This window comes from Paenimyroides aestuarii (assembly GCF_024628805.1).
Lineage (GTDB): Bacteria > Bacteroidota > Bacteroidia > Flavobacteriales > Flavobacteriaceae > Flavobacterium > Flavobacterium aestuarii_A.
Map to the genome: position 1 here is coordinate 2,740,952 of NZ_CP102382.1, position 25,938 is coordinate 2,766,889.

Genomic DNA, 25,938 nt, shown 5'->3' on the forward strand with positions numbered 1-25,938 from the left:
ACTCACCTGATTGCCAGATGAGTTCTCTTTTAACTATATAACTAAATAAAAAAACTATAAAATTAGCATGGCATCACCATACGAATAAAATTTATATCCTTCTTTTACGGCTTCGTCGTATGCCTTCATCATTAAATCGTGACCTGTAAATGCAGAAATCATCATTAATAAGGTTGATTTGGGCATGTGGAAATTGGTTATCATACAATCGGCTATGCTGAAATCGTATGGTGGAAAAATGAACTTGTTGGTCCAACCTTGGTATGGATTTAATGTGTGGCTCGATGAAACAGAGCTTTCTAAGGCACGCATGGAGGTGGTACCTACGGCACAAACTTTACTTTTTTTGGCTTTTGCGTTGTTTACCACATCACAGGCTTCTTGGGTAATGATTAATTCCTCTGAATCCATTTTGTGTTTTGATAAATCTTCTACTTCCACCGGGTTAAAGGTTCCTAAACCTATATGCAGCGTGATTTTTGCAAAATCAATGCCTTTTATTTCTAATCTTTTTAATAAATGCTTTGAAAAGTGCAAACCTGCTGTGGGTGCTGCTACGGCGCCTTCTTCGGTTGCATATATGGTTTGGTAACGGTCTTCGTCTTCTGGGGTTACATCGCGGTTGATGTATTTTGGTATGGGTGTTTCTCCTAATTCGCGTAACTTTAAACGAAATTCTTCATACGAACCATCGTACAAAAAGCGTAGGGTGCGTCCGCGCGATGTGGTGTTATCGATAACTTCGGCTACTAGTGAATCATCATCGCCAAAATATAATTTATTTCCAATACGAATTTTTCGGGCTGGATCTACTAAAACATCCCAAAGGCGTTGCTCCGAATTTAATTCGCGCAACAAGAACACTTCGATACGTGCACCGGTTTTTTCTTTATTACCATACAAACGTGCCGGAAAAACTTTGGTGTTGTTTAGAACCATTACATCGCCTTCATCGAAATAATCAATTAAATCTTTGAACAATTTGTGTTCTATGGTACCTGTTTTGCGGTTTACTACCATTAAGCGAGATTCATCGCGGTTTTCAGCAGGAAATTCTGCTAATAATTCGGTTGGTAAATTAAAATTAAAATTTGATAACTTCATACAAAAAAGTCCGTTTTAGTTGCACTTAATCAAAAAAATTAAGTGTGCAAATATACGACTTGCAGATAGCCTTTGTCAAGTAAATACCGATATATTTTAAAAAACAAAAACAAATTATTGATTATCAATCTTTTAAACAATGCTGTATATCGTTCCAAAAATGCACATATGATTTGGAAACTACATCGGCATTTTTAATTTCTAAAGATTGTTTTAAAACTAATGGTGCAAATGCCATTGCCATTCGGTGGTCTTGATAGGTTTCTATAGCGATACGATCATTTTGAAAAGTTATCGAATTCATTAACTGAATGGCATCAGCTGAAATGGAAACTTTTGCGCCGAATTTCGTTAGCTCGTTTTTCAACGCTTGCAATCGATCGGTTTCTTTGATTTTTAGGGTGTGTAATCCTGTTAAATCGCAGGTAACACCTAATCCTAAACAAGTTACAATGATGGTTTGTGCAATATCGGGCGCATCATTCAAATGCAGTTTTATATGTTTTATGGATGGATTTTCAATTTTTGTAAGGATCATCTTTTGGTCTTCACATATCGTTTGAACTCCAAATTTTTGATAAATTTCAGCCAAAATGGCATCGCCTTGCAAACTGTGCTGCTTGAAATATCCCAAAGTAATTTGCGTATCGATTTTTGATAAGGCAATGAAACTATAAAAATACGATGCCGAAGACCAATCTGATTCTACCGTAAAAGTATCTTTTGTAAGTTTTTCGGTAAATGGAATTTTTATGATGTTATCGTGAAACGATGCTTTAATTCCTAATGCTTGCAACACCGAAAGTGTCATTTTTATATACGGAATCGACGTAACTGTGCCTTTTAATGCTATTTCGAGTCCGTTTGGCAAACTTGCCCCAATCAGCATTAGCGAGGTAATGTATTGGCTGCTTACATTGGCATCAATTAAAACTTTATTGCCTGGAATTTTTCTGCCGATGATTTGTAAGGGCGGAAAACCTTCTTCTTTTAAATAGGAGATATCGCATCCTAACTGTTTAAGGGCATCGACCAAAATTTTAATTGGCCGTTGGTGCATTCTGCTTGATCCTGAAAGCACTACTTCTGCCCCTTCTTGAATTGCAAAATAGGCTGTTAAAAAGCGCATGGCTGTGCCGGCATGATGCACATTGATTTCGTTTGATGTTCCAACTGCCTGCAAAGCATTTTTCATTACTTCTGAATCGTCTGAATTGGATGCGTTTTCAATTTTTAGATTTGGATACAATGCTTGAAGCAAAAACAAACGATTGGTTTCGGATTTAGAACCCGAAATGATGATTTCCCGATTACTTATTAATTCACTTTTATGGAGCAAGAGGTTATTCATAGCTTTTGTGTGGCGTAATTTTAACCAAAAGTACTAAACTATTTACAAAAAAAATCGGGCAAATAGCCCGATTTTCTGTTTTTATTAATTGCAATACATAGGTATTAAAAGTTTTTAGAAATACCAATGTTTACCGTTTTTCCAAAGTTGAAATCAAAACTAGATGATTTTACAGATGGTGTAGTATCCGTTGTCATTGAATTGTATTGAAGACCACCGATTGAGAAGTTTAAACCAAAGCTGTTTTTCATGTTGATAAACAAAGCTGGAGTAATCCCCGCGTAAAAACCATTAGATTTTAAAGATGTTGCAGGCATTCCAGTAACGGTGTTTTCTGCTTTAGCTGTTTGGTAACCAGCAGAAACATCAGCAAAAACAGCAAATAAATCGCTTAACGGTTGTGTGTAACGATAAAATGCACCGATTTTGAACATGTTTTCTGTGTATTCTGAAACTGAAGTAGTTGTACCAACCATCGTAGATGTTTCGTCTTTTGAATTTGCAATAGACGCTTGTAAACCAACCGTCATGTTTTCGTTGAATTGGTAACCAACTGTAGGAGAAAATTCAAATGTTGAATATTTATTATCTCCCATTTTGTCTGAAGAAATTCCAACGTTACCGCCCACTAAAATAGTTCCTTCTTGTGCATTTGCCATACCTGTTACAGCAATTGCCAACATTAACATGATTTTTTTCATTTTTTTCTTTTTTTAAATTTGGTGCAAATGTATTCTGTTTTTTAAATAAATTGTTATTTTTTTGCTATATGGGCGCAAAATAACATATTTATAGTACACGTTTTGTAGTAACAATTGCTCCTTTTTTTTAAGAAAGAAAATTTTATTTTAACTTTTGGTTGTTGTGATGACGGTCGTGATCGCGGTTGGTTTTTAGATGCATTTTTTTATCGAAAGCTTCCTGTAAGTTTACACCCGTTTGGTTTGCCAAACACAACACCACAAAAACCACATCTGCCAATTCTTCGCCTAAATCTTTGTTTTTATCGCTTTCTTTTTCAGACTGTTCGCCATATCTGCGGGCAATAATTCGGGCTACTTCACCTACTTCTTCTGTAAGTTGTGCCATATTTGTTAGTTCGTTGAAATAACGAACACCGTGTTCTTTTATCCAATTGTCAACTTCTAGTTGTGCGTTTTTTATATTCATTTTTAAGCTTTATTTCTTTTTGAAAACCATTTTCTCATGTTTCTGATTAGAAAATAATCAAAAACGGACATTCCCAATGCCCATACAACAACAAATTTCCAATCGACAAACGAATTACCAAAGTAGCTAACCAAAATACCTGCTAAAAAATAGATTATTAAAGCGCTAACTATATAAATTATACGTTCTTTCATCTTTTAAAAATTTTAGGTTTGATGAACTGATCAAACAACATGATTAGTATTATAAAGATAAAATACTTACCAATTAAATTATACCAGCACATTTCTTCGCCGTTTATGGCGCATTGAATTTCATCGTAACTCATTATAAATGAAACCACAACATATATAAAGGTATATAAAAGCAATTTTTTTAGCATTATTCTTTATTCTTTGTATCTATAATTATGGTAACAGGACCATCGTTTATCAGGCTTACTTTCATATCGGCTCCAAATTGTCCGGTTTGCACTTTTTTTCCTATTGATTGTTCCATGGCTGCTACAAAAGCTTCATATAGCGGAATGGCAATAGCTGGTTTTGATGCTTTTAGATAAGAAGGTCGGTTGCCTTTTTTGGTGGATGCATGCAAGGTAAACTGACTAACAACGATTACATCGCCCTTTACATCTTGAACCGATTGATTCATCACTTCATTTTCATCGTTAAAAATGCGTAGTTGAGCAATTTTTGCAGTCAACCAATCAATATCTTCTGCAGAATCGCTGTCTTCTATACCTACTAAAACCAATAATCCCAAACCAATATTGGCCACTTTCTCGCTGTTTATGGTTACCGAAGCTTGCGTAACTCTTTGAATTACTGCCCTCATTTATTCGTCGGTTTTTTTTCCGTTTCCATACACATCGGTTCGGTAATTGTCTTCATCGCCCTCTAAAATTTGGATGTAGCTTTTATAACGCGACCATGAAATTTCATCGTTATCTAATGCGTCTTTCACCGCACAATGTGGTTCTTCTCTATGCAAACAATTGTTGAACTTGCATTGATCTTTTAATTTAAAAAACTCTGGAAAATAATCGCCCACTTCTTGTGGTTCCATATCTACGATTCCAAAACCGCGAATTCCGGGTGTATCGATAATTTTTGCATTAAAACTTAAATCATACATTTCGGCAAAAGTGGTGGTGTGCTGTCCTTGTTGGTGCTGTTCGGAAATTTCTTTTGTTTTTAAATTCAAACCCGGCTCTAACGCATTAACCAATGTAGATTTCCCAACACCCGAATGACCTGTAAACATGGAAACTTTATCAGTCATTTCTGCCTTTAACTTTTCTAAACCTTTGCCCTCTGCAGCCGAAACCCGCAAGCATCTATAGCCAATACTTTCATATATATATTGCAAATACAATTGATCATTCAGGGTTTCTTCTGAAAAAGTATCTACTTTATTAAAGACCAAAACCGCTTCAATATCATACGCTTCGGCTGTTACCAATAAACGGTCGATAAAACTGGTGGTGGTAACGGGATTATCAATCGTAACCAAAATAAAAAGCAAATCTATGTTTGATGCAATGATATGAACCTGCTTAGACAAGTTTACCGATTTGCGAATTAAGTAGTTTTTGCGCTCGTGAATTGTGGTGATGATGCCTGTAACGATATCGGCGGTATTGTCTAACTCAAAATCTACCTTGTCGCCAACAGCAATTGGGTTGGTACTTTTAATACCTTGCATTCTAAATTTTCCTTTAATTCTACATTCATAAAAAACATTGGTATCCGCTTTTACGGTGTACCAACTGCCTGTAGATTTATAAACAATTCCGGTCATTTTTTAAGATACAATTTAGAATTTTCACAAATATACTATTTCTAAATAAACAACACTTATTCTGTTTCTATTTAAATCAATCCTGATACAAATAAGCAGCCATTTTAGATTGATTAATGTACCTTTTTCATATATATTTTGTTGGAATCGAAAGAAATTTGGCAACAAAAAAAGACTGCCATGCAGTCTTTATATAATTATTGAAATCGTATATTAGTATTTGTAACCAATTCCTTTTTTAATGTTTTGAGAACCTCCTAAAGCATTTGAATTGGCACCAACAGTAGATTTGTCTGAAGTCATTAATACAAAAGGGCAACCTTCTTTAGCAGCCGCCATTTTTAATTTTTTTTCGGCTTTTCTATCACCTGTGTTTCCGCTGTGATAATTAATTAAGCTTGTTTTACCTCTAAGTTCATCTACTTTCTTCAATCCTGCAATGTAAGCTTTGTCTTCTAGTATCACTACTTTTTCCCAATCGTCTTCGGAAGATACTACAATTTTATCTGTCATCTCTTCTACTCTTCCGCTTTTCCCATATACAATCTTTTCAATTGCATATTTACTAATCACGTTTTCTGCTTCTTCACCATCGTAAACAAAGGTAATTGTGTACTCTTCATTTCTAAGCACTTTTCCTTGAAGTGTTTCTCCATTATGTTTCTTAACCGCATCTGTTTGCGCATTAACAATTGTTGTTACCAATAAAACAACAAGCAACAAGATTTTTTTCATTGTTTAAAAATTTTAGTTGGTTATATTACAACTTTTTTTTGATTTTTAAAACTGCTATTTTCTATTGATTATATGGTCTTGTCTGGTGATGCTTTCATCGTGTATCGCCTTGAACAATGAGGTGATGAATGCTTCGCCCAATTTATTTTCCTTGCCTTCGCGGCGCATTTTTATTAATACTTCTTGCCAGCGTTCTGGTTGCAAAACGGCTACGTTTTTGGCTTTTTTAAGCATTCCTATTTCATCGGCAATTTGCATGCGATCTTTTAATAAACGTAAAATTTGAGTGTCAATTTCATCGATTCGGGTTCTAAAAAGTTGCATTTCGTGAACATACGAATCTTCTTCGTTCACTAAATCGCGCTGCACTAAATTTGAAACAATGGCAATTAATTGCGCCGGTGTTACTTGTTGTGCGGCATCACTCCATGCTAAATCGGGTGTGCAATGCGTTTCAATCATCAATCCGTCAAAATTCAAATCCAAGGCTTTTTGAGCCACTTGTTCAATCAAATCGCGATTTCCTGTGATGTGTGATGGATCATTTATCAATGGAATTTCCGGAAAGCGAATCTGCAAATCAATAGGAATTTGCCATTCGGGTGTATTGCGGTATTTTACTTTTTCATAGCTTGAAAATCCGCGGTGGATAAACCCTAATTTTTGAATTCCGGCATTGTGTAAACGCTCAAAACCACCAATCCAAAGGCTTAAATCGGGATTTACCGGATTTTTTATAAAAACGATTTTGTCGGTTCCCTGCAATGCATCGGCAATTTCTTGCACCGCAAAAGGATTCACAGTGGTTCTTGCACCAATCCACAGCACATCGATACCGTGTGTTAAAGCCAATTCTACATGCTCTGCAGTGGCAACTTCGGTAGCCAAAAGCATTCCAGTTTCTGCCTTTACTTGCTGCAGCCATTTTAAACCAATAGCACCAACCCCTTCAAAACCGCCCGGACGCGTTCTCGGTTTCCAGATACCGGCACGGAAAACAGTTGCGGTGTTTTTTATTTCATGCGCAATTTGAAGCACCTGATCGGGTGTTTCTGCACTGCATGGACCTGCGATTAATAAAGGGTTATTGCCCGATAATTCTTTAAACCACAAAGCTTTTTCGTTCACTTTTGTCATATTACAAATTTACAGATATTTCGGTTACTTTTTAGAATTCTCTATACGAAGTTGTTCTTATTTCTATTTTTAAAAAGAAATGTATCTAAAAAAAATTCATGCTTTGTTTTTGAAAAATAATTACATTTGTGAAAAACAGTACGTGCATGTCAATCGAAGTACAAAATATCTCTAAAAACTACGGAACGCAAAAGGCGTTGGATGCGCTTTCTTTTACAGTAAATAAAGGCGAAATTGTAGGTTTTTTAGGTCCAAACGGTGCCGGAAAATCTACTTTAATGAAAATTTTAACCACCTATATCGATGCCGATAACGGAACGGCTGTGGTAAACGGATTTAATGTGCGTACGCAACAAAAAGAGGTTCAAAAATCGATTGGTTATTTACCTGAACACAATCCGCTTTATTTAGATTTGTATGTGCGTGAATATTTGGCTTTTAATGCAGATGTTTACAAAGTGGATAAAAAACGTATTGAAGAAGTAATTGCGCTTACCGGACTATCGCCTGAAGCTCACAAAAAAATAGGACAATTATCAAAAGGATACCGCCAACGCGTGGGCTTGGCAACGGCTTTGCTACACGACCCTGAAGTGTTGATTTTAGATGAACCCACGACTGGATTGGATCCAAACCAATTGACAGAAATTCGTGAGTTGATTAAAAACATCGGCAAAAACAAAACGGTTTTTCTATCAACCCATATTATGCAGGAGGTGGAAGCGATTTGTGACCGTGTGCTTATTATTAAAAAAGGGGTGCTTGTGGCCGATAACAAACTGCAACAAATTTTTACCACAGATAATGATCAAGTAATTGAAATTGAATTCGATTTAAAGATTGAAGAGGAATTTATCAAACGTTTGCCTCATTTAAAGTCTTATAAAAATATTCACGATATGCAGTGGGAGCTAGTTTTTAATGCAGATGCAGACATGCGTGCACAATTATTTGATTTTGCTAAAGAGCTAGATGTGAAAATTTTGTCTATGCAGCTTAAAAATAAAAATCTGGAAACTATTTTTAGAGAAAAAACGATGTAAAAAAATCCCTTTCGGGATTTTTTTTATGAGCCAAACAAACGCTTCCAAAAGCTTGGCTTTGCCTTTGAAGTTTCGCTCTCATTATTTTTATTGGTTGTAATCGGTTCTTGATGAATCACCTTGCGTTCTGCATTATTGATAATGGTATTTGGCGCTAAATTTTCTCGTTTTTCAATTTCTTTAAACTGCTCCATCACTGCTTCTTGATACAACAAAGCACCTTCAGGGTCGCAATTAAACAGATTGGAATAACAAACCGAATCGTTTAAATTCATTGGATTGGGTTCAACAACTTCTGTTGCTTCTAACAATCCTACATTCAACTCTTTAGCAGCTTCTAAAGCTTTTAGAAAAATAGCAATTCTATTATGCGAAAAAAAAGCATCTAATTTACTTTTTACTTCTTCATTTGTATGATAATCATTTAAAAGTGCAACCACATTTTCTTTAGGAATGTAAACCCCTGAAGAATAATTTTGAACAATTCTATTGGCAATTGGATTGTCGAAAGTAAACGGACTAAACTCTTGCCAAGACTTGATGTATTGTTCAAAAAAAGCATCATCATCTATTAAAAATGAAAATGCCGACCCCCGGGTATAAAAATACTTGCTAAAAAATCCTTGAATTACTGCTATGAAATATCCATGCGAAACTTCAAACATTTCTTCTGGTTTAACATTGGTTGCATGTTTTATAGTATCAAGGTATTTTTCTTTGTAAAAATCGTCTAATTGATATTTTTTAGCAACTTCTTCCACTTCGCTAAAATCATTTTCTAAAATTTTAGTAAAGTCAATATCCCAATACCATTCTTTTATTTGGTCTTCGGATATTGGATGATAACTTACATCGTAGCCCATATTGATATTTTTTTTTGCTAAATATACAAATTTTATTTAAACACCAGATTTTCAATACTGAAACACTTCATTTTTATTTTGCAAGTATAAATAGATACTATGATTTGTTATTTCTGCCATTCAAACGCCTGTGATATAAGCAACAAAAAATCCCCAAATGGGGATTTTTATTACTATATTTTATTACTTAGATTTTAGTTTTTCGTTATTTGATCATAACGATTGAATTCCTGAAACAATTCTAATAATTTCATTGTAGCCGAAACCAAATCGTTTGTTTCTAATAAAAATGAAAAATACAATTGACTATTCTTTGGACTTGTTTCGGTGGTTCGAATACGCTCAATTTGTTTTTGAATAGATTCTTCTACATTGGTACTTAGAGTATTTTTGTGTGCTAACGTAATTTCTATTTTAGTAAAATCTTTTGTTTGAAATAACGTATGTACTTCTATAAGCACTTTGTTTAATTCTTGTTCGATGAACTTAATATCTTTGATTTGATTAAATTTCAATTTTTTGTGGTTGTTATCCACATGTGTCATACAGCTTTGAGAAATATATCCTAAAGATTGAATAATATCTTGTAAGTATCCCAAGGTATGAACATAGAATTTACTTGCTTCAACAGATGTATCGTCTAGATGCTTGATAAAATAATAAACATTGTCTTTAAGTTTTTCAATCTCTTTTTCTAACTTTTTAACCTTTTTCTTATTGCGCTTTAACGCAACCAAATCTTGGTGTACTAAACCTTCAATAACTTCTGAATAGATAGAATTTGTATGGTTAATTACCCTTGATATTTGATGAGAACTTTCTGTTATCACTTCTTGAATGGTAACAATATCTTCTTTGCTTAGAAGTTTATCTTCTTCTAATTTTTCTTTCTGTTTTGTTTTGTGCGCTCTATGGCTTCTGTACAAGCTAATTCCTAATACTACTAAAACACCAACAAAAGCAAATGTTTCTCCATAATATAAAAGTGTTGCAATGATAACCGATGTGATAAAAGCCACGATTGCAGTTGCAAACCATCCGCCAATTACATTAAAAACACCTGAAACCCTGTAAACAGCACTTTCTCTATCCCACGCTCTGTCTGCGAACGATGTACCCATTGCTACCATGAAGGTAACGTATGTGGTTGATAAAGGTAATTTTAAAGAAGTTCCTAAAGCAATTAAAATACTAGCAACCATTAAGTTAACCGAAGCGCGAATCATATCGAAAGCTGGTTCTTCCATGCGTTCTTTTTTAGATTTTTTCACTTCTTCTTTAATAAAACGCTGGTCTAATTTCAATTGAAACGATTTAGGAAGCACATAGTTAATCACGTTTCCAAATAGTACTGTTCCACGAACAATAACGCGTGCAATGCCATTTGGAGCAAATTTTTCTTGTCCTTCGCCTTGTCTAGAAAGACTCATTTCGGTTTCTATTACCTTTCGAGCTTTTTTAGAAGTCCACAAGGTGAAAACCATCACTATTCCTGCAAATAACAAATAGTAAAACGGTGCCACGATTTTGTTGTTTGCCAACTCGCTCATCATGTACGAATTAGGATCGGCACCTGCCGATGCAGAGAAAAATTCGTAAGATTGAATAGCAGCAATAGGCACACCAATAAAGTTTACTAAATCGTTACCAGCAAACGCTAATGCTAAGGCAAATGTTCCAATAATAATAATGACTTTAAGTATATTTACTTTGAAAACTGTCATTAAAAATTGAGAAATTATCGTCCAGCCTACAAAACAAATTCCTAAAATCAATAGTTGATTTCCTTTAATAAAACTAAGCGTTTCTTTATCGATAAACGAAACACCTTTTAAACCTTTTATAAGGATAAAGAAGGAAATAAACGAAATGGCGAATCCACCAAACAGCGCTCCAAATTTTCGGATGCGATCTGCCGATTGAAAGGTAAAAATAAGTCGTGAGAAATACTGCACAATACTTCCCAACAAAAAAGAAAGCAAAACCGAGAGTAAAATACTTATGACAATTTCTGATGCTTTATCTGTATTTATATAGGAGCCTAAGGTGCTTAACGAATCATCTATCGCCAAAATCTTAATTACCCCTAAACATACAGCCGCACCCAGCAATTCAAACACAATAGATACCGTTGTGGAAGTGGGTAAACCTAATGAATTGAATACATCTAACAGCAAGATGTCTGAAACCATGACGGCGAGAAATATAATCATCACCTCATGAAAAGAAAACATGGAAGGATTGTAAATACCGCTTCTGGCGATTTCCATCATTCCACTTGAAAAAATTGCACCAAACAATATTCCTATCGATGCTACAATCATGGCTGTTTTAAAAGATACCGCTTTAGATCCTAAAGCAGAATTTAAAAAGTTAACAGCGTCATTACTTACTCCTACCGCAATATCTATAACTGCTAAAACTGCAAGAGCAACCAACATAATAATATAAATCTGTTCCATTTATTTTGGATTGCTAATTTTGATGCAAACTTCTTATTATTTTTAATACCGTATGTTAAGTAAACATTATCAATTAAATAAATAATCGTAAATTTTCACTATTATTTGTAATATACATTTCCTGTGTATAAACGTTCTATTTTTACGGTATCGGGCTTGTTGTACACATAAATATTTCCAACAGATGCAATGGTTCCTTCTAATTTATTTTTTGCAACAACATGAATATTTTGGTTGCTGCGGTGATAGGTTTGAACGGTTTTGGCATACAACAATTTAGCGTCAACTGAGCCGTTTGCACCGTATAATTTCACATCCAAAACATTGGTTTTGCCTTTTAAAATAAAATTACCAACCTGATTATCTTCTACCGTTACTGAATTGTTATTTACTTTTAAATCAAAGTTGGTTGATGCACTTTCTTCGTTTGGAATACTTGTTAGCAAATACAAATTTGGATAGCGCAAGGTATCTTTTGAAACCACATGGAACTGCGTACGCGAATTGATTCTCTTCAAAATGGGCGTGTAAATTTTTAAAACTGCGGTTTCATAACTTTTAAGCATTTGGCACGAAACTTCGTTTTTTATAGTAAGAACAGAATCATTTACAGAAAAAGAAAGCGCATCTATTCTATTTTCAAAGGATTCAATTTGCATTTTAAAACTGCTGTCTGGAATAATTTCCACCGAAACATTCATGGGAATATCAAGCGTATGAAATCCTGACAACTGATGTTCTTGAGAAACGGCATTTCCTTTTTTTGAAAAACACGCATCCTCACCGGCACAGGCAGTCACTATCAACAATAATAAAACGATACTTTTTTTCATAATTCTACTTTTATTTCCACAGATGCACAGATTTTCTTTTAACCACAGATTTAAGAAACTTTAAACCTTAAACTTTAAACCTTAAACTTTAAACATCAAATTACAACTTATACCCCACTCCAACTTCAAAAGCTTCGGCTTTCGCAAAATGGGTTTTTAACGACATGATGCCAAAAACGTTTGGAGTGACATAATAGCGCAATCCCAAACGTTGATAAAATGCAGTATTCTTCTTGTATTCATCGTGCACGTAATAACCAATGTTTCCTTCGGCGGTTAGTTTGTTCAAATACCATTCATAGCCCACAAAAAGCCCCACACGTTTCCAATCGGTGTTTTTATCCATTCCTTCTTCAGGAAAAGATGTGGCCAAAAACGGAATCAATTCTTTCATTGACTGCGACAAAAAAACATCTACACCTAACTGTGCAGCTCCATAATTATTCAACGGTTTTTCAAAAATGGCTGCAATATGATAAAAAGGCTTTTGTCCCATGCCAATTATGTGGCTTTCGTTTACACCCGTTCTAAAAAGTAAATTGTATCTAAAATTTTGTGGATGATTTACAAAATTGTTGGGCTTGGTGATCTCGTCTTCAGCCGAAAAGTGATAGGTTAAGCCCACATTCAACCCCAAAGTATTGGTGCTTGTGTTGGGTGATTTAATGGTGGCGTTTGAATGATGCACAAACAAAAAACCAGCATTGATACCTATATTGTTCCAAATGCGAGGTTGGTCATAACTCAACATAAAATAGGTCGAGGGCATGAATTTGGAACCATAAGCCACATTGCGAAAATTGGTTTCCTTGTTGTAAGGATTGGTAGCATAAGCCACACCCTGCCCTACGCGAAACTGTAATCTTCGTTGAAAAAAGTAGAAATTATAATGCCCGTAGAAGCCATACAAATCGCCCAAAGTTTCGTTGTGATTGTTTTGAGTGTGAAACGAAAAACCCACTTCTGGAAAACGATAGGTGTGATGCCACTCTTTAGAGCCATTTACCCGATGATTCAATGAAAACAAGTAACCGGTTGGTTTATTGGTAATTAAATGTTGAATATTGTTGCTGTGTGGCAAAATAGCACCTTTGTAGGTTTGTAACGATACGCTCCAATTTTCTTGACCATTTGCTGAAAAAAAAGTCGATAAGAAAACCAGCACACAAATGGTAAATTGCAACCTCAGCAGTATTTTCATCTTAAAACAAACCATTAATTTCGGCATCGATTCTATTAATGATTGCTCCCAAATCTTCCGGATTATCTACAAAATTTATCGGATCTACATCAATAATCAACAATTTACCTTTGGTATAACTTTTAATCCAATCTTCGTAGCGCTCGTTGAGTTTATTTAAATAATCAATCGAGATGGAATTTTCGTATTCGCGGCCACGTTTGTGAATTTGTCCCACCAAATTAGGAATGGAGCTGCGCAGGTAAATCAATAAATCAGGTGCGCCAACCAAGCCTTCCATCAATTCAAATAATTGTTTGTAATTATCAAAATCGCGGTTCGACATTAAGCCCATGGCATGTAAATTCGGAGCAAAAATATGCGCATCTTCGTAGATGGTTCTGTCTTGAATGGTATTTTTTCCACTAGATTTCATTGCCAAAACCTGACGAAATCGACTGTTTAAGAAATAAATCTGCAAATTGAACGACCAACGATCCATTGAATGATAAAAATCGTCTAAGTAAGGATTATCAACCACATCTTCATAATGCGGTTCCCATTTGTAATGTTTGGCCAACAACTTGGTTAAAGTTGTTTTTCCGGCACCAATATTTCCGGCAATTGCAACTTGCATATTTTCTTAATTTATTTGGTATAAATACAATGTATCAGCAGTAAAAACGCTTAAACTTTTGGTATTGAAAATCGCCCATTCAGCGGCTGTTTCTACATTTGATAAATGTTCGGTTTCGTTCTTCTTTGTGTGGAACAAAAATAATTTATTGTTTAATACATAGACCAATAAATCGCCATTAATTGCTAACAATTGGGCTTTTTTAGGTAATTTTTGTTCTTTAATCAATTTTCCATAAATATCAATTCCGTAAACCACATCATCTATTTGCCAATAAGCAAAATTGCCCGAAGTAGTTAGAAATGAATAGTTGGTGATGGGGTTACTCACAAACTGCGGCTGTTCTTGTTGGTTTGATATCATGCACCAGCGTTTGGAGATTCCATCAAAAATCCAAATTGCTGTTTGAGCGGTTAAGGCAGCATAAACGGCATCGATTTCAGGAAAACGCTCGTTTAAAACAATTTTGTCTTTAACGCTTAATTGATTGTCTAACAAAATCACTTGCTGAGTGTTTTTATAAAAAACCAATTGCTGCAACGGATTTCGTTCATCATATTGTGCTATTTGTCCTAAAAAAGGATCTTTAAAAGTAAATGTTTGTAAGGGTGTTTCTTTGGCAATTTCATCGGATACAATGGATGATGTATCACCCAAATGGTTCAAAGCATAATACGTTAAATTAGGTGGCTTGGGCAAGGCAACCTTAAACGTAGCCATTTGTGCATGAAGCACATAGGCGTGGAGAAAAACAAAAAAAGCAGTGAGTATTTTTTTCATTTTTTTATTCGTTTCTGTATAATACACACGTTTTAAGTAAATTATTATCAATCAATAATGGATGTTCAAATTCATATTGTTTCTTCAATCCAATTTTTTCCATTATATGTTCAGACTTTACATTTATTTTCGGTGCAACAGCATATATTTTGCTTATTTTTAGGTTGTTCAATGCATAATCAAGACACTTTTTAGCACCTTCAGTAGCAAAACCTTTATTCCATTCTTTGCGATCAATTCTCCATCCAATATCAACACATGGTGTAAAATCTGCCTTGTAAGTTTGTTCAGAAATACCTATAAAACCAATAAATTCATTATTTGCAAGTTTATCAACAGCAAAATAGCAAAACCCCTTTTCTTGAAATTGATCCTTCATTCTTTCGATGAATAAAATTGTTTCTGCTTTTGTAGGTAAACTAGGAAAAAATTCCATTACCTCTCTATCAGAATTTATTTTAAACAATTTGTCAATATCATTGCTTTTCCAATTTCTAAAACCAAGGCGATCTGATGTAAATAAATACGTTACTACTCCATCCATCTTCAACAAAATTTACCTTTGATAAACAATTATCGTAAAATCAAACTCGTTTTTTTCATCGGCTTGATGTCTTTTTTCAGAGATAATTTCCCAATCAGATGTTATTTCGGGAAAAAACGCATCAGCATCTTTAAACTCGGCATCTACGTGGGTAATTACCAATTCATTAGCGATACCAATTGTTTCTTTATAAATTTCGCCCCCGCCAATTACATACACCATTTTTTGATTTTGCTGTTGTGCAAAAACCAAAGCGTCTTTAACAGAAGCAAAGGCAAAACAATGATCCGGAACAGTATAATTTTTCTGTCTGGTAACGATTAAATGCGTGCGGTTAGGCAAAGGTTTAGGAAACGATTCAAAGGTTTTTCTTCCCATTAAAATAAAATGATCGCTTGTGGTTTCCTTAAAATGCTTAAAATCGGCCGGTAAATGCCAAAGCAGTTGGTTGTTTTTTCCAATTGCATGGTTTTGGGCAATGGCAGCAATTAAACTTATTTTCATTTTTTTATTTTTTATGGAATGATTTTGCACAAGTTTATACAGAAACTTGTCCTTTAATTGCCGGATGCGGGTCGTAATCAACCAAAGTGAAATCTTCAAATTTAAAGTCGAAAATATCTTTTATTTCTGGATTTAAGATCATTTTTGGCAACGGACGTGGTGCTCTTGACAATTGTAATTCAACTTGTTCAAAATGATTATTGTAGATGTGCGCATCGCCAAAGGTGTGAATAAAATCGCCATAACCCAACCCACAAACTTGAGCCACCATCATGGTAAACAACGCATAAGATGCAATATTAAACGGAACCCCTAAGAAAATATCTGCCGAACGCTGATACAATTGGCACGACAATTTTCCATCGGCAACATAAAACTGAAAAAAAGCATGACACGGAGGCAAAGCTGCTTTTCCGTTGGCAACATTTTCTTCAAAAGATACAGATGTATCAGGCAAAACCGACGGATTCCATGCCGAAATCAACATTCTGCGGCTGTTTGGATTGGTTTTTAAGGTGTGAATTAATTCTTTAATTTGATCTATTTCTTCGCCGTTCCAATTGCGCCATTGATAGCCATAAATAGGTCCTAAATCGCCGTTTTCATTGGCCCATTCATCCCAAATACGCACGCCATTTTCTTTTAAATAACCAATATTGGTGTCGCCATTTAAAAACCAAAGCAATTCATGAATGATTGATTTTAAATGTACTTTTTTGGTGGTAACCAATGGAAAGCCTTCTTCTAAATTGAAACGCATTTGGTATCCAAAAACGCTTTTTGTTCCGGTGCCTGTTCTATCGCCTTTTTGAACGCCGTTCTCTAAAACGTATTTTATTAAATCTAAATATTGTTGCATAATTACAGGTTTCTTTTTGATAATTCATCGCGCAAGCGAGCGGCTTTTTCGTAATCTTCGTTCAAAACAGCCATTTCTAACAAATCGTTTAATTCTTGCACCGACAAAGAGGCAAATTCACTTGCTTTTTCGTTGGGTACCAAATTTAGAAATTCATCAATCGCATCGTTTAACGATTCGTCGTTCGAATCATCGTTATCGAAATCATCGTCTTCATCATCAAAATCTTCCTCTTCATTATGATCTGCTTCTTCTTGTTCACGCAGATAAATTCCTGCTTTGTCTAATATATTTTGATAGGTGAAAATAGGCGCATCAAAACGCAATGCCAGTGAAATAGCGTCAGAGGTGCGCGCATCAATGATTTCTTCGATACCGTCGCGTTCGCAAATAATGCTTGAGAAGAAAACACCATCTACCAATTTGTGAATAATTACCTGCTTTACAACGATATCAAATCGGTCGCAAAAGGTTTTAAACAAATCGTGTGTTAAAGGGCGTGGAGGTTTCAAATCTTCTTCAATGGCAATTGCTATCGCCTGCGCTTCAAACGCACCGATTACGATGGGAAGTTTACGCGCGCCATTTACTTCATTCAAAATCAAAGCATAAGCTCCGTTTTGGGTGTGACTGTATGAAATTCCTTTTATTGTTAATTGTACTAAACTCATGTTGATAAAAATAGCCAAAAAAATGCTGTTTCGCAAAGATACATTTTAAATTTTAATGGGGTTTGGTTTTGCTCTTTTTTATGTATGAACAACCATCCGCCTTATCTAACTGATTTTTTTAAATGAACAATATAGCTACCGTATGCCCTTGTAAACAAACACATCACCATTCCATTCATAAATTAAATTTTTGTTGGTTACATTTTGTTGTTCATCGACTAAAGCAATTTTTAGCATGTTATTTTCCAACGTAATTAATTCAACCGGACGTTCAGGTCTATCCACTACACTAAAAAAATCAAATTCTACATGAATGTGTTCTAATGTATCGGTCTTAGTTTTAAAGACAGCAGCAGGCTCTAGATTTTCTGAATTTATTTTATACGCATTTATATGTTGCACGGAATATTTACTGGAAAGTACACTTTTTGAAATAATTAAATAAATTGGTTCTTTAGCGCTGTTTTGAACCGTGTAAATCTTTGAAAAGAATGCTTGCGGATCGTTTGAAGCCAAATGTTCTTTTGCAATGATCGTTCCGTTTGTACTAAATTGATAAATTTGATTGTAAAACCGCATAGTTCCACCTAAATTGTTATCCCAACTGTAAACTTTAAGATTATTATCGGTAGATGTTGCCATTTTCAAAGCATTTTCTTTCTGCAATTTTTTAAAAGGATAATACAATGTGTTTTTATTGTTTTTGATTAAATAGATTAGCGAATCGGTAAACTTTTTACTGCTAATTGCAAGTAAGCTGTCGTTGCGAACATTGCCCATTGCATTGGAAATATCATTATGAATTTTTAATAGTTTACCTTCTTCTCCAGATAAATCAATGTCGTTAGTTTTCCCAACTGTTTTGTTGTCTTCTGTCGAAGAAATTGTTGTGGTTTTAGTTTCGCCTGTTTTTTTGTTACAAGCAAAAATTAATAAAGTCAGTAATAAATAATAGGTCTTTTTCATAGTTAAATCTAAATTCTCTAATATAAAAGTCATTTTCGTATATAGTAAAGATAACTTATTCAAAAAGTAAACAAGGAAGTAACATTAAAAATTTAAGAAATAATTTATATGCATGCATAGTATTTTTATTCTAATTTTTTTTATCTTCGTAGCTCATTAAGAATAAATCTCATAAAACAAAAAATAAATGAAAATATTAGTTTGCATCAGCCATGTGCCTGATACTACTGCAAAGATTAATTTCACAAACGGTGATACAGAATTTGATACAAACGGTGTTCAATTTGTAATTAACCCAAACGATGAATTTGGTTTAACGCGTGCCATTTGGTTTAAAGAAAAACAAGGTGCTCATGTAACCGTTGTAAATGTGGGTGGCGCTGAAACAGAGGCTACTATTCGCAAAGCATTGGCTATTGGTGCCGATGAAGCAATTCGTGTAAACGCAGTTCCAACCGATGGCTTTGCAGTTGCAAAACAGCTAGCAGAGGTTGTAAAAGCGGGTAATTACGATGTAGTTATTTGTGGAAAAGAATCGTTAGATTACAACGGAGGAATGGTTCCGGGAATGTTGGCGTCTATGTTGGGATACAATTTTGTGAACTCATGCGTTGGTGTAGAAGTTGAAGGATCTAATGCCACGTTGATTCGCGAAATTGATGGTGGAAAAGAAACCTTAACCACAAACTTACCATTGGTAATTGGCGGACAAAAAGGGATTGTGGAAGAAAAAGATTTACGAATTCCAAACATGCGCGGAATCATGACGGCTCGTACTAAAGCTTTAAACGTTATGGAACCAGTTGCTGCAGATGCAAAAACAAAAGCGGTGAAGTTTGAAAAACCAGCTCCTAAATCGGCAGTAAAATTAATTAGCCCTGATAATTTAGATGAGTTGATTAACTTATTACACAACGAAGCAAAAGTAATCTAATTCTAAAAATCCAATTAAAATTTAAAAAGTATGTCAGTTTTAATATATACAGAGTTTGCAGAAGGAAAATTTAAAAAAGTAGCTTTAGAATTAGCTTCTTATGCAAAAAAAGTAGCAGAATCATTAGGAACAACCGTTACGGCAGTAACTGTTAACGCAGGTGATGTTTCCGAATTAGGAAAATACGGTGTAGATAAAGTTTTAAAAGTAACCGATAGCAAATTAGACAAGTTCAATGCAAAGGCGTATGCCGATGTGGTAAAACAAGCTGCACAAAAAGAAGGGTCAAAAGTAGTGCTTTTATCATCTACAACCGATTCTTTATATTTAGCACCAATCGTTGCAGTTGGTTTAGACGCTGGATATGCATCAAATGTGGTAGCATTACCTGTTTCAACAAGTCCATTCCAAGTTAAGCGCAATGCTTTTTCTAGCAAAGGATTTAACGTTACAGAACTCACATCAGACGTAAAAGTATTGGCATTGGCTAAAAACTCATTTGGTTTAGCAGAAGCTTCGGGTGCAGCAGCTACAGAAGATTTTGCTGTAACATTGAACGATGCCGACTTTAATATCCACATTCAAAACCAAGAAAAAGCATCCGGACAAGTTTCTATTGCCGATGCAGAAATCGTTGTTTCTGGTGGTCGTGGTTTAAAAGGTCCAGAAAACTGGGGAATGATTGAAGAATTGGCAGGTGTTTTAGGTGCAGCAACCGCTTGTTCAAAACCTGTTTCAGATTTAGATTGGAGACCGCACTCTGAACACGTGGGGCAAACTGGAAAACCGGTAGCATCAAACTTATACATTGCAGTTGGTATTTCTGGTGCCATTCAGCACATTGCAGGTATCAACGCTTCAAAAGTAAAAGTAGTAATCAATTCAGATCCAGAAGCACCTTTCTTTAAAGTAGCTGACTACGGAATTGTTGGCGATGCGTTTCAAATCGTACCAGAATTGACTAAAAAATTAAAAGAATTTAAAGCGAATAACAACTAACATTTGCTTTAAATATCATATTCAAACAGCCGTTTTTTACGGCTGTTTTTTTGTGTTGAAAAACACATACTAATTTTTATAACAACGCAAGCTTTTGCAAAGTTTGTAAAAACCTTATTACTCCATCAACTGCTTTTTATATTTATTAATGTGTTCTAATATTTCAGGTTCTGGTTTGGGGTACGAAATGTCTTTATAATTTTTTAAGGTTTCATAAATAATTTTAGCAACTAGTAACCTACTCACATCTTTGTTGTCGCTTGGAATGATATACCACGGTGCTTTTTTATGACTGGTATTTTTCAAAACTTCTTCATAACAGAATTGATATTTTTGCCATTGTTCGCGCTCTTTTAAATCGACTGGTGAAAACTTCCATTGATGATGGGGTTTTTCTATTCGCTTTAACAATCGATTCTTTTGTTCCTCTTTGCTTAAATGCAAGAAAAACTTCAAGATAATGGTTCCATTATCGGCCCAAAATTTTTCAAATTGAACCATTTGTTTCATGCGATTGTTCCAAAAATCATCAGATAATTCATCTAATTTAATCTTTGGATTGCGTTCGTTCAATAAATATTCAGGATGCACCCTTGTTACCAAAACATTCTCGTATTGCGTGCGGTTAAAAACTGTAAATTTTCCTTTTTCTGGTAATTTTATATAATGCCGCCACATAAAATCATGCTGCAATTCTCTGTAAGATGGTGTTTTAAAACTTTCTACCACTACCCCACGCGCATTGAATCCTTTAAAAACTTCTCGAATCATGCTGTCTTTTCCGGCAGTGTCCATACCTTGAAAACAAATCAATACCGCATATTGATCGTGTGCATACATCATATCTTGTATTTCGGCAATCTTTTTTCGATACTTTTTTAGCTCTTTTTTTATCGCAAGTGGGTCTAAGCCTGTCACATAATTGGTTGAAATATCGTCTAACTTTAAATTTTCTGGAACTTTAAAATAATTTCGCTTCATATTGATACTTTTTATCTAATTTAGAGAAATATTTAGTAGAAATGAAAAAATATTTGCTTTCCACTTGGTTAAAAATTTCTGGAATTGTGGCTGCGTCTGCAATCGGGTATGAAAATAACCAATTACTCTTAGTTTCTGACAACAGTAATGCCTTGTATCATTATTTTATAGAAAATGATTCGCTGGCGACTTACAGTTTAGATGCACAAACAGCGGTTCATCAAATGCCTAAATCTGAAAAATATGATTTAGAAGCGTTTACAATTGTTGATAATTCATGGTATGCGTTTGGTTCGGGCTCAAAAGAAAACAGAACAAATGGTTTTATGTTTAACAAATTTTCTAAGTTTTCCACACCGATAGATTTAACTGGACTGTATGATGAAATGAAAAGTTTTTCTGAATTGACTACAGCTGATTTTAATATAGAAGCGGTGGTTACTTACAAAGAAGATTGGCTTTTTTTGAACCGCGGAAATGGACCAAAAAATGCCAACTATATTTTTGTGGTACAAGGAAAAAATTTAACCGATGAGTATAATATTTACTATTTTGAATTTGATTTGCCAAAGGTAAACAATGTGCAGACAGGCTTTTCGGGCGGTACCGTTATCAATAACACGCTTTATTTCACTGCCACTGCAGAAGACAAAAAATCGACTTATGAAGACGGTGCGATACAAGGAAGTATTTTTGGCGCGATTGATTTGAAAAAAATGCAATTGCTTTTTACAGAAAAAATCAGTGATATTAACAAATTTGAAGGTATTACTGTTTTAGAACACAATAAAAAAGAAGTTGTTTTTGCTTTGTGCGAAGATGCCGACGATGCTAAAAATAAAGAAGCAATTGTTTACAAGTTACAAGTTTCTTTAAAAAGAAAAATAAAATAAGCAGTCTTTCAACTGCTTATTTTTCTTTAATGGTTTTAAACGTGGGAGTGGGAACACTCGCCCAATTTTCACCTGTTTTAATACGATATAACTGCATTTCGCTTATTCCAAATTGCTTCGCAATAATGCGCATGCGGGTTTTGCGTTGTGGGTCGTGAATCATTCTTTTAATACGCATTACTTGGGTGGTATCTAGCTTCATCCCTTTTTGCGTTAAACGTTTGGTTTCAATACGCTTCACATGCCCTTCTTTCACATTGGGATTTATGCGCTGATGGGCATATTTCTCTTTTTCGGTTACCCATTTTAAATTGGTATAATGATCGTTTGCATTGTCAAAATCTAAATGAATAACATGCGAATGCTTTTCTGAAGGTTTGTGTACAAAAGCCTCTGCAACTGCGCGCGAAAGCATCACATGTTTATGTGCATAGGTTTTGTCTTCTTTGCGCACTTTGTATCTAAAAATGCGGAGGTTATTGGTTACATTAGGTTTTAATAGATTGCCGTCTTTAAACGTTTCTTTGTAACTTATTAATCTACCAAAGTTTGAAACCGCATATCGCAAGCGCTTCTCTACTCCCAAATCTAATTGCGTAAAAACTTCACCAGGGTATAAAACTAACATAATAATTTAATTATCTATATTTTAAGTATATGTGAAAAGATAATTTTTTGGCTAAAATGTAAGTGTTCTTATTTTTAAAGGTATAGCAAATATATGTTATTATTTTATTTCTAGCTTTCTTTTACAATATTATTTTTAACTAAATAAGTGTTAATTTTTTCGGGCGATGTGAAGGGTGCAAAGCGCTTTAAGGGTTTTCCGTTTGCATCGATTAAAAACTTAGTAAAATTCCATTTTACAGCATTGGTTATAAACCCTGGCAAAACTTTCTTGAGATACTTAAAAATTGGATGTGCATTTTTTCCGTTTACCAGAACTTTTTCAAAAACGGGAAACGATACACCATAATTTATCAAACAGTTATTTTTTATAGAAGATGCATCGCCTGGTTCTTGATTATTAAACTGATTGCACGGAAAAGCCAATACAACCAGTCCTTGATCTTTATATTTTTGATACAACTTTTCTAAACCTTCGTACTGAGGTGTGAAACCACATTTGCTGGCTGTATTAACAATTAACAGCGTTTTGTTTTGAAAATCACTAAAATCGATTTCTTTGCCCTGAAGCGTTTTTGCTTTGTATTGATAGATACTCATTGATGGTTTAATTAATAAAAAAATGCATCATTGCTGATGCACTTTTGTGGTTATTTTTTTAAATGTGTCATAAAATAATCGGCAATTTTTGCATTCAAATGAATACGGTCTCTTCCAGAAACATTGTGTTCATGGGTTGGATACAAGAAATAATCCACTTGTTTGCCTTCCTTGATACACTTTTCAATAAACTCCATACTGTGTTGTTGCACCACCACCGGATCTTGCGCTCCATGAATCATCAACAGCCTGCCCTTTAAATTTTTTACTTTGTTCAAGGTTGATGTTTTTTCGTAGCCTTCTGGGTTTTCTTCCGGCATATCCATATAGCGTTCGCCATACATTACTTCGTACCATTTCCAATCGATTACGGGACCGCCGGCAACTCCCACTTTAAATGTATCGGGATAGTTCAACATTAAACTTGTGGTCATAAAACCACCGAACGACCAGCCATAAACCCCAATTCGGTCAGCATCCACAAACTTTTTCGATTTCAAAAATTTCACACCTTCCATTTGATCTGCCATCTCATTCTGACCCAATTGTCGGTGAATTACATGTTCAAAATCACGTCCGCGGTTTTCGCTTCCTCTATTATCCAACGTAAACACTACAAAACCTTGTTGTGCCATATAGTAATCAAATCCGCCTGCACCGCCACCAAAACGATTGGTAACCAATTGCGCATGTGGTCCGCCGTAAACATATACCATCACAGGATATTTTTCGTTTTCATTGAAATTTACCGGATATAACAACCTTCCGTTCAAATCGGTTTTTCCGTCTGCTGCTTTTATAGTAACCATTTCTACTTTCGGCAAAACGGTTTTTCCTTCATACGGATTGCTAGCGTTTAACAATTCTATAGTTTTCTTTCCATTTATATGCTTCAACGACACATGATTTGGAGTGGTTAAATTGGTATATTGCGAATAATACCAGGTTTTTTCAGGGTTCATTTCCACTGTATAGGTAGCAGATGTTTTGGTAACAGCTTGTGTTTTTCCTGATTTTAAATCAACTTTATAAAGCAATTTATCCATTCCTTTATTTGCCGTTCCCATATAATAAATTTCTTTAGGCGACACATTCACAAAGTCTTTAAAAACCACATCGTTATACACATAGCTGTTCAATTGCTTACCGTTGATATCATATCTAAACATGTGGCGGTAACCGTCTTTTTCAGAAATGTAGATAAATTCTTTATCGTTTAAAAATTTCAGTGGTGTGTTGGGTTCCACATACGTTTTGCTCTTTTCTTCAAACAATAATTTATCAAAATTACCAGAAGCAGCGTTGTATCTTTGTAATTTTAAATGATCTTGACCGCGATTTAAAACACCCACATAGACCATTTCGCTGTTTGGTGACCAAGTAGGCATTGTTAAGAACTGTTCTTTATCGCCCTCGATATTTATTTTTTTGGTGGTTTTTGTATCGATGTTATAAATGTGCAAAGAAACCTCTTCAGATTTCATTCCGGCCATTGGATATTTAATGGGATTTTCTTCGGCTATGCGGGTTCCAAAATCGATGAGTGGATAATCTTTCACCATACGTTCATCTTTTTTATAGAACATTATTTTTTTTCCATCTGGACTGATCCACATCCCTCTGTCAATTCCAAATTCGTTTCTATGTGTATTGCTGCTTCCGTTTACCACATGCTCGGGGTCGTTTGTAACTTTAACCACGGCACCATTGTCAAAAACCAATTCAATATTATTTTTATTCAAATAAGCGATATAGTTTTTATTAGGAGAGATGATTTCTTCTGTTGCTTCTGCATTAATTTTTATGGTTTTATCAATATTTTTAGTATGAATATTGTACACCACATAATATTTATCATTTTCGCCTTGATAAGTAAACGACAGTTGGTTTTCATTTTCCCAATGATAATCAAAAGGAATGGTTCGCAAACTCACTTTTTCGTTAATTGCTCGGCCCACTGCCGTTTCTAAATCGGACGTTGTAATAAAATTTTCAACCACTTTATCATTCGTAGATTTTGCAGTCAAAGCTTTAAAAGAAGCATCGATAAAGGTTATTTCATTATTTGTTCGCCATTGAGCACCGTAGATCGATTGGGTTGCTAAACCTCTTTGAAACGGCATTGTAGCGTCTTCTATCGTTAAATTATTTTGTGCTTGGGCAAAAAAACCTGCAAGCATAAAAGCAAAAAGGGAAATTTTCTTCATAAAAAAAGTATTTGTGCTAATGTAGTATTTCTATTAAAATTGGGCAAAAAAATGTTTT

The 25,938-nt window shown here is 34.7% G+C and carries 27 protein-coding genes; 4 read left to right on the top strand and 23 right to left on the bottom strand.

Annotation, left to right across the window (positions count from 1 at the left end; genetic code table 11):
- Nucleotides 1–54: 54 nt before the first annotated feature.
- From queA to NPX36_RS13340, 8 genes are all read right to left on the bottom strand, one after another.
- On the bottom strand, nucleotides 55–1,104 hold the full coding sequence (gene queA, locus NPX36_RS13305) for a tRNA preQ1(34) S-adenosylmethionine ribosyltransferase-isomerase QueA (protein WP_257499214.1): 1,050 nt from the start codon (nucleotides 1,102–1,104) through the stop codon (nucleotides 55–57).
- 124 nt (nucleotides 1,105–1,228) lie between these two features.
- The gene (locus tag NPX36_RS13310; RefSeq protein WP_257499215.1) at nucleotides 1,229–2,455 is read right to left on the bottom strand and encodes a 3-phosphoshikimate 1-carboxyvinyltransferase; all 1,227 of its coding nucleotides are present in this window, start codon (nucleotides 2,453–2,455) and stop codon (nucleotides 1,229–1,231) included.
- 104 nt (nucleotides 2,456–2,559) lie between these two features.
- Nucleotides 2,560–3,156 carry a porin family protein gene (locus NPX36_RS13315; protein WP_257499216.1) on the bottom strand — a complete coding sequence of 199 codons (597 nt, stop codon included), beginning with the start codon at nucleotides 3,154–3,156 and terminating at the stop codon, nucleotides 2,560–2,562.
- A gap of 142 nt (nucleotides 3,157–3,298) precedes the next feature.
- Nucleotides 3,299–3,625, bottom strand: coding sequence for a nucleotide pyrophosphohydrolase (locus NPX36_RS13320; RefSeq protein ID WP_257499217.1), 327 nt, complete (start codon nucleotides 3,623–3,625; stop codon nucleotides 3,299–3,301).
- Nucleotides 3,626–4,006: 381 nt separating this feature from the next.
- Nucleotides 4,007–4,459 carry a D-aminoacyl-tRNA deacylase gene (gene dtd / locus NPX36_RS13325; RefSeq protein ID WP_257499218.1) on the bottom strand — a complete coding sequence of 151 codons (453 nt, stop codon included), beginning with the start codon at nucleotides 4,457–4,459 and terminating at the stop codon, nucleotides 4,007–4,009.
- Nucleotides 4,460–5,425 carry a ribosome small subunit-dependent GTPase A gene (gene rsgA, locus NPX36_RS13330; protein WP_257499219.1) on the bottom strand — a complete coding sequence of 322 codons (966 nt, stop codon included), beginning with the start codon at nucleotides 5,423–5,425 and terminating at the stop codon, nucleotides 4,460–4,462.
- A gap of 213 nt (nucleotides 5,426–5,638) precedes the next feature.
- The gene (locus NPX36_RS13335; protein ID WP_257499220.1) at nucleotides 5,639–6,160 is read right to left on the bottom strand and encodes a hypothetical protein; all 522 of its coding nucleotides are present in this window, start codon (nucleotides 6,158–6,160) and stop codon (nucleotides 5,639–5,641) included.
- Nucleotides 6,161–6,214: 54 nt separating this feature from the next.
- The gene (locus NPX36_RS13340) at nucleotides 6,215–7,297 is read right to left on the bottom strand and encodes a chorismate mutase (protein ID WP_257499221.1); all 1,083 of its coding nucleotides are present in this window, start codon (nucleotides 7,295–7,297) and stop codon (nucleotides 6,215–6,217) included.
- A gap of 146 nt (nucleotides 7,298–7,443) precedes the next feature.
- Between NPX36_RS13340 and gldA the strand changes: the two genes are divergently transcribed.
- Nucleotides 7,444–8,340, top strand: coding sequence for a gliding motility-associated ABC transporter ATP-binding subunit GldA (gene gldA / locus NPX36_RS13345; protein WP_257499222.1), 897 nt, complete (start codon nucleotides 7,444–7,446; stop codon nucleotides 8,338–8,340).
- Nucleotides 8,341–8,363: 23 nt separating this feature from the next.
- On the opposite strand, the gene NPX36_RS13350 is transcribed toward gldA, so the two are convergent.
- The 11 genes from NPX36_RS13350 to NPX36_RS13400 form a co-directional block, all read right to left on the bottom strand.
- Nucleotides 8,364–9,203: a hypothetical protein gene (locus NPX36_RS13350; protein WP_257499223.1), complete on the bottom strand. Its 840-nt coding sequence runs from the start codon at nucleotides 9,201–9,203 to the stop codon at nucleotides 8,364–8,366.
- Nucleotides 9,204–9,397: 194 nt separating this feature from the next.
- On the bottom strand, nucleotides 9,398–11,665 hold the full coding sequence (locus NPX36_RS13355) for an inorganic phosphate transporter (RefSeq protein ID WP_257499224.1): 2,268 nt from the start codon (nucleotides 11,663–11,665) through the stop codon (nucleotides 9,398–9,400).
- A 101-nt stretch (nucleotides 11,666–11,766) separates the two neighbouring features.
- Complete coding sequence (locus NPX36_RS13360) at nucleotides 11,767–12,498, bottom strand: DUF2807 domain-containing protein (RefSeq protein ID WP_257499225.1); 732 nt, start codon at nucleotides 12,496–12,498, stop codon at nucleotides 11,767–11,769.
- A 100-nt stretch (nucleotides 12,499–12,598) separates the two neighbouring features.
- A complete protein-coding gene (locus NPX36_RS13365; RefSeq protein ID WP_257499226.1) occupies nucleotides 12,599–13,699 on the bottom strand; it encodes an acyloxyacyl hydrolase in 1,101 nt (366 codons plus the stop codon).
- A gap of 1 nt (nucleotide 13,700) precedes the next feature.
- Nucleotides 13,701–14,315, bottom strand: a complete 615-nt coding sequence (locus NPX36_RS13370; protein ID WP_257499227.1) for a deoxynucleoside kinase — start codon at nucleotides 14,313–14,315, stop codon at nucleotides 13,701–13,703.
- Between the two features lie 6 nt (nucleotides 14,316–14,321).
- On the bottom strand, nucleotides 14,322–15,095 hold the full coding sequence (locus NPX36_RS13375) for a hypothetical protein (RefSeq protein ID WP_257499228.1): 774 nt from the start codon (nucleotides 15,093–15,095) through the stop codon (nucleotides 14,322–14,324).
- A 4-nt stretch (nucleotides 15,096–15,099) separates the two neighbouring features.
- Nucleotides 15,100–15,639, bottom strand: a complete 540-nt coding sequence (locus NPX36_RS13380; RefSeq protein ID WP_257499229.1) for a GNAT family N-acetyltransferase — start codon at nucleotides 15,637–15,639, stop codon at nucleotides 15,100–15,102.
- Between the two features lie 12 nt (nucleotides 15,640–15,651).
- Nucleotides 15,652–16,143 carry a dihydrofolate reductase gene (locus tag NPX36_RS13385; RefSeq protein ID WP_257499231.1) on the bottom strand — a complete coding sequence of 164 codons (492 nt, stop codon included), beginning with the start codon at nucleotides 16,141–16,143 and terminating at the stop codon, nucleotides 15,652–15,654.
- A 34-nt stretch (nucleotides 16,144–16,177) separates the two neighbouring features.
- A complete protein-coding gene (locus NPX36_RS13390) occupies nucleotides 16,178–17,002 on the bottom strand; it encodes a thymidylate synthase (RefSeq protein WP_257499232.1) in 825 nt (274 codons plus the stop codon).
- 2 nt (nucleotides 17,003–17,004) lie between these two features.
- Nucleotides 17,005–17,673 carry a bifunctional nuclease family protein gene (locus tag NPX36_RS13395; RefSeq protein WP_257499233.1) on the bottom strand — a complete coding sequence of 223 codons (669 nt, stop codon included), beginning with the start codon at nucleotides 17,671–17,673 and terminating at the stop codon, nucleotides 17,005–17,007.
- Between the two features lie 135 nt (nucleotides 17,674–17,808).
- The gene (locus NPX36_RS13400; RefSeq protein WP_257499234.1) at nucleotides 17,809–18,639 is read right to left on the bottom strand and encodes a hypothetical protein; all 831 of its coding nucleotides are present in this window, start codon (nucleotides 18,637–18,639) and stop codon (nucleotides 17,809–17,811) included.
- Between the two features lie 187 nt (nucleotides 18,640–18,826).
- Here NPX36_RS13400 and NPX36_RS13405 point away from each other — a divergent pair, with 187 nt between their 5' ends.
- On the top strand, nucleotides 18,827–19,573 hold the full coding sequence (locus NPX36_RS13405; protein ID WP_257499235.1) for an electron transfer flavoprotein subunit beta/FixA family protein: 747 nt from the start codon (nucleotides 18,827–18,829) through the stop codon (nucleotides 19,571–19,573).
- A 30-nt stretch (nucleotides 19,574–19,603) separates the two neighbouring features.
- Nucleotides 19,604–20,572: an electron transfer flavoprotein subunit alpha/FixB family protein gene (locus NPX36_RS13410; protein ID WP_257499236.1), complete on the top strand. Its 969-nt coding sequence runs from the start codon at nucleotides 19,604–19,606 to the stop codon at nucleotides 20,570–20,572.
- A 117-nt stretch (nucleotides 20,573–20,689) separates the two neighbouring features.
- Here NPX36_RS13410 and NPX36_RS13415 read toward each other — a convergent pair whose 3' ends face one another.
- Nucleotides 20,690–21,553 (bottom strand): PPK2 family polyphosphate kinase, encoded by an 864-nt coding sequence (locus NPX36_RS13415; protein ID WP_257499237.1) that lies wholly within the window; start codon nucleotides 21,551–21,553, stop codon nucleotides 20,690–20,692.
- 41 nt (nucleotides 21,554–21,594) lie between these two features.
- On the opposite strand from NPX36_RS13415, the gene NPX36_RS13420 reads away from it, so the two are divergent.
- Nucleotides 21,595–22,446: a DUF6929 family protein gene (locus NPX36_RS13420; protein ID WP_257499238.1), complete on the top strand. Its 852-nt coding sequence runs from the start codon at nucleotides 21,595–21,597 to the stop codon at nucleotides 22,444–22,446.
- A gap of 16 nt (nucleotides 22,447–22,462) precedes the next feature.
- Here NPX36_RS13420 and NPX36_RS13425 read toward each other — a convergent pair whose 3' ends face one another.
- From NPX36_RS13425 to NPX36_RS13435, 3 genes are all read right to left on the bottom strand, one after another.
- Nucleotides 22,463–23,074, bottom strand: a complete 612-nt coding sequence (locus NPX36_RS13425; protein WP_257499239.1) for a hypothetical protein — start codon at nucleotides 23,072–23,074, stop codon at nucleotides 22,463–22,465.
- Between the two features lie 110 nt (nucleotides 23,075–23,184).
- Nucleotides 23,185–23,673, bottom strand: a complete 489-nt coding sequence (locus NPX36_RS13430; protein ID WP_257499240.1) for a glutathione peroxidase — start codon at nucleotides 23,671–23,673, stop codon at nucleotides 23,185–23,187.
- Nucleotides 23,674–23,723: 50 nt separating this feature from the next.
- Nucleotides 23,724–25,880: a S9 family peptidase gene (locus NPX36_RS13435; RefSeq protein ID WP_257499241.1), complete on the bottom strand. Its 2,157-nt coding sequence runs from the start codon at nucleotides 25,878–25,880 to the stop codon at nucleotides 23,724–23,726.
- Nucleotides 25,881–25,938: the final 58 nt, after the last annotated feature.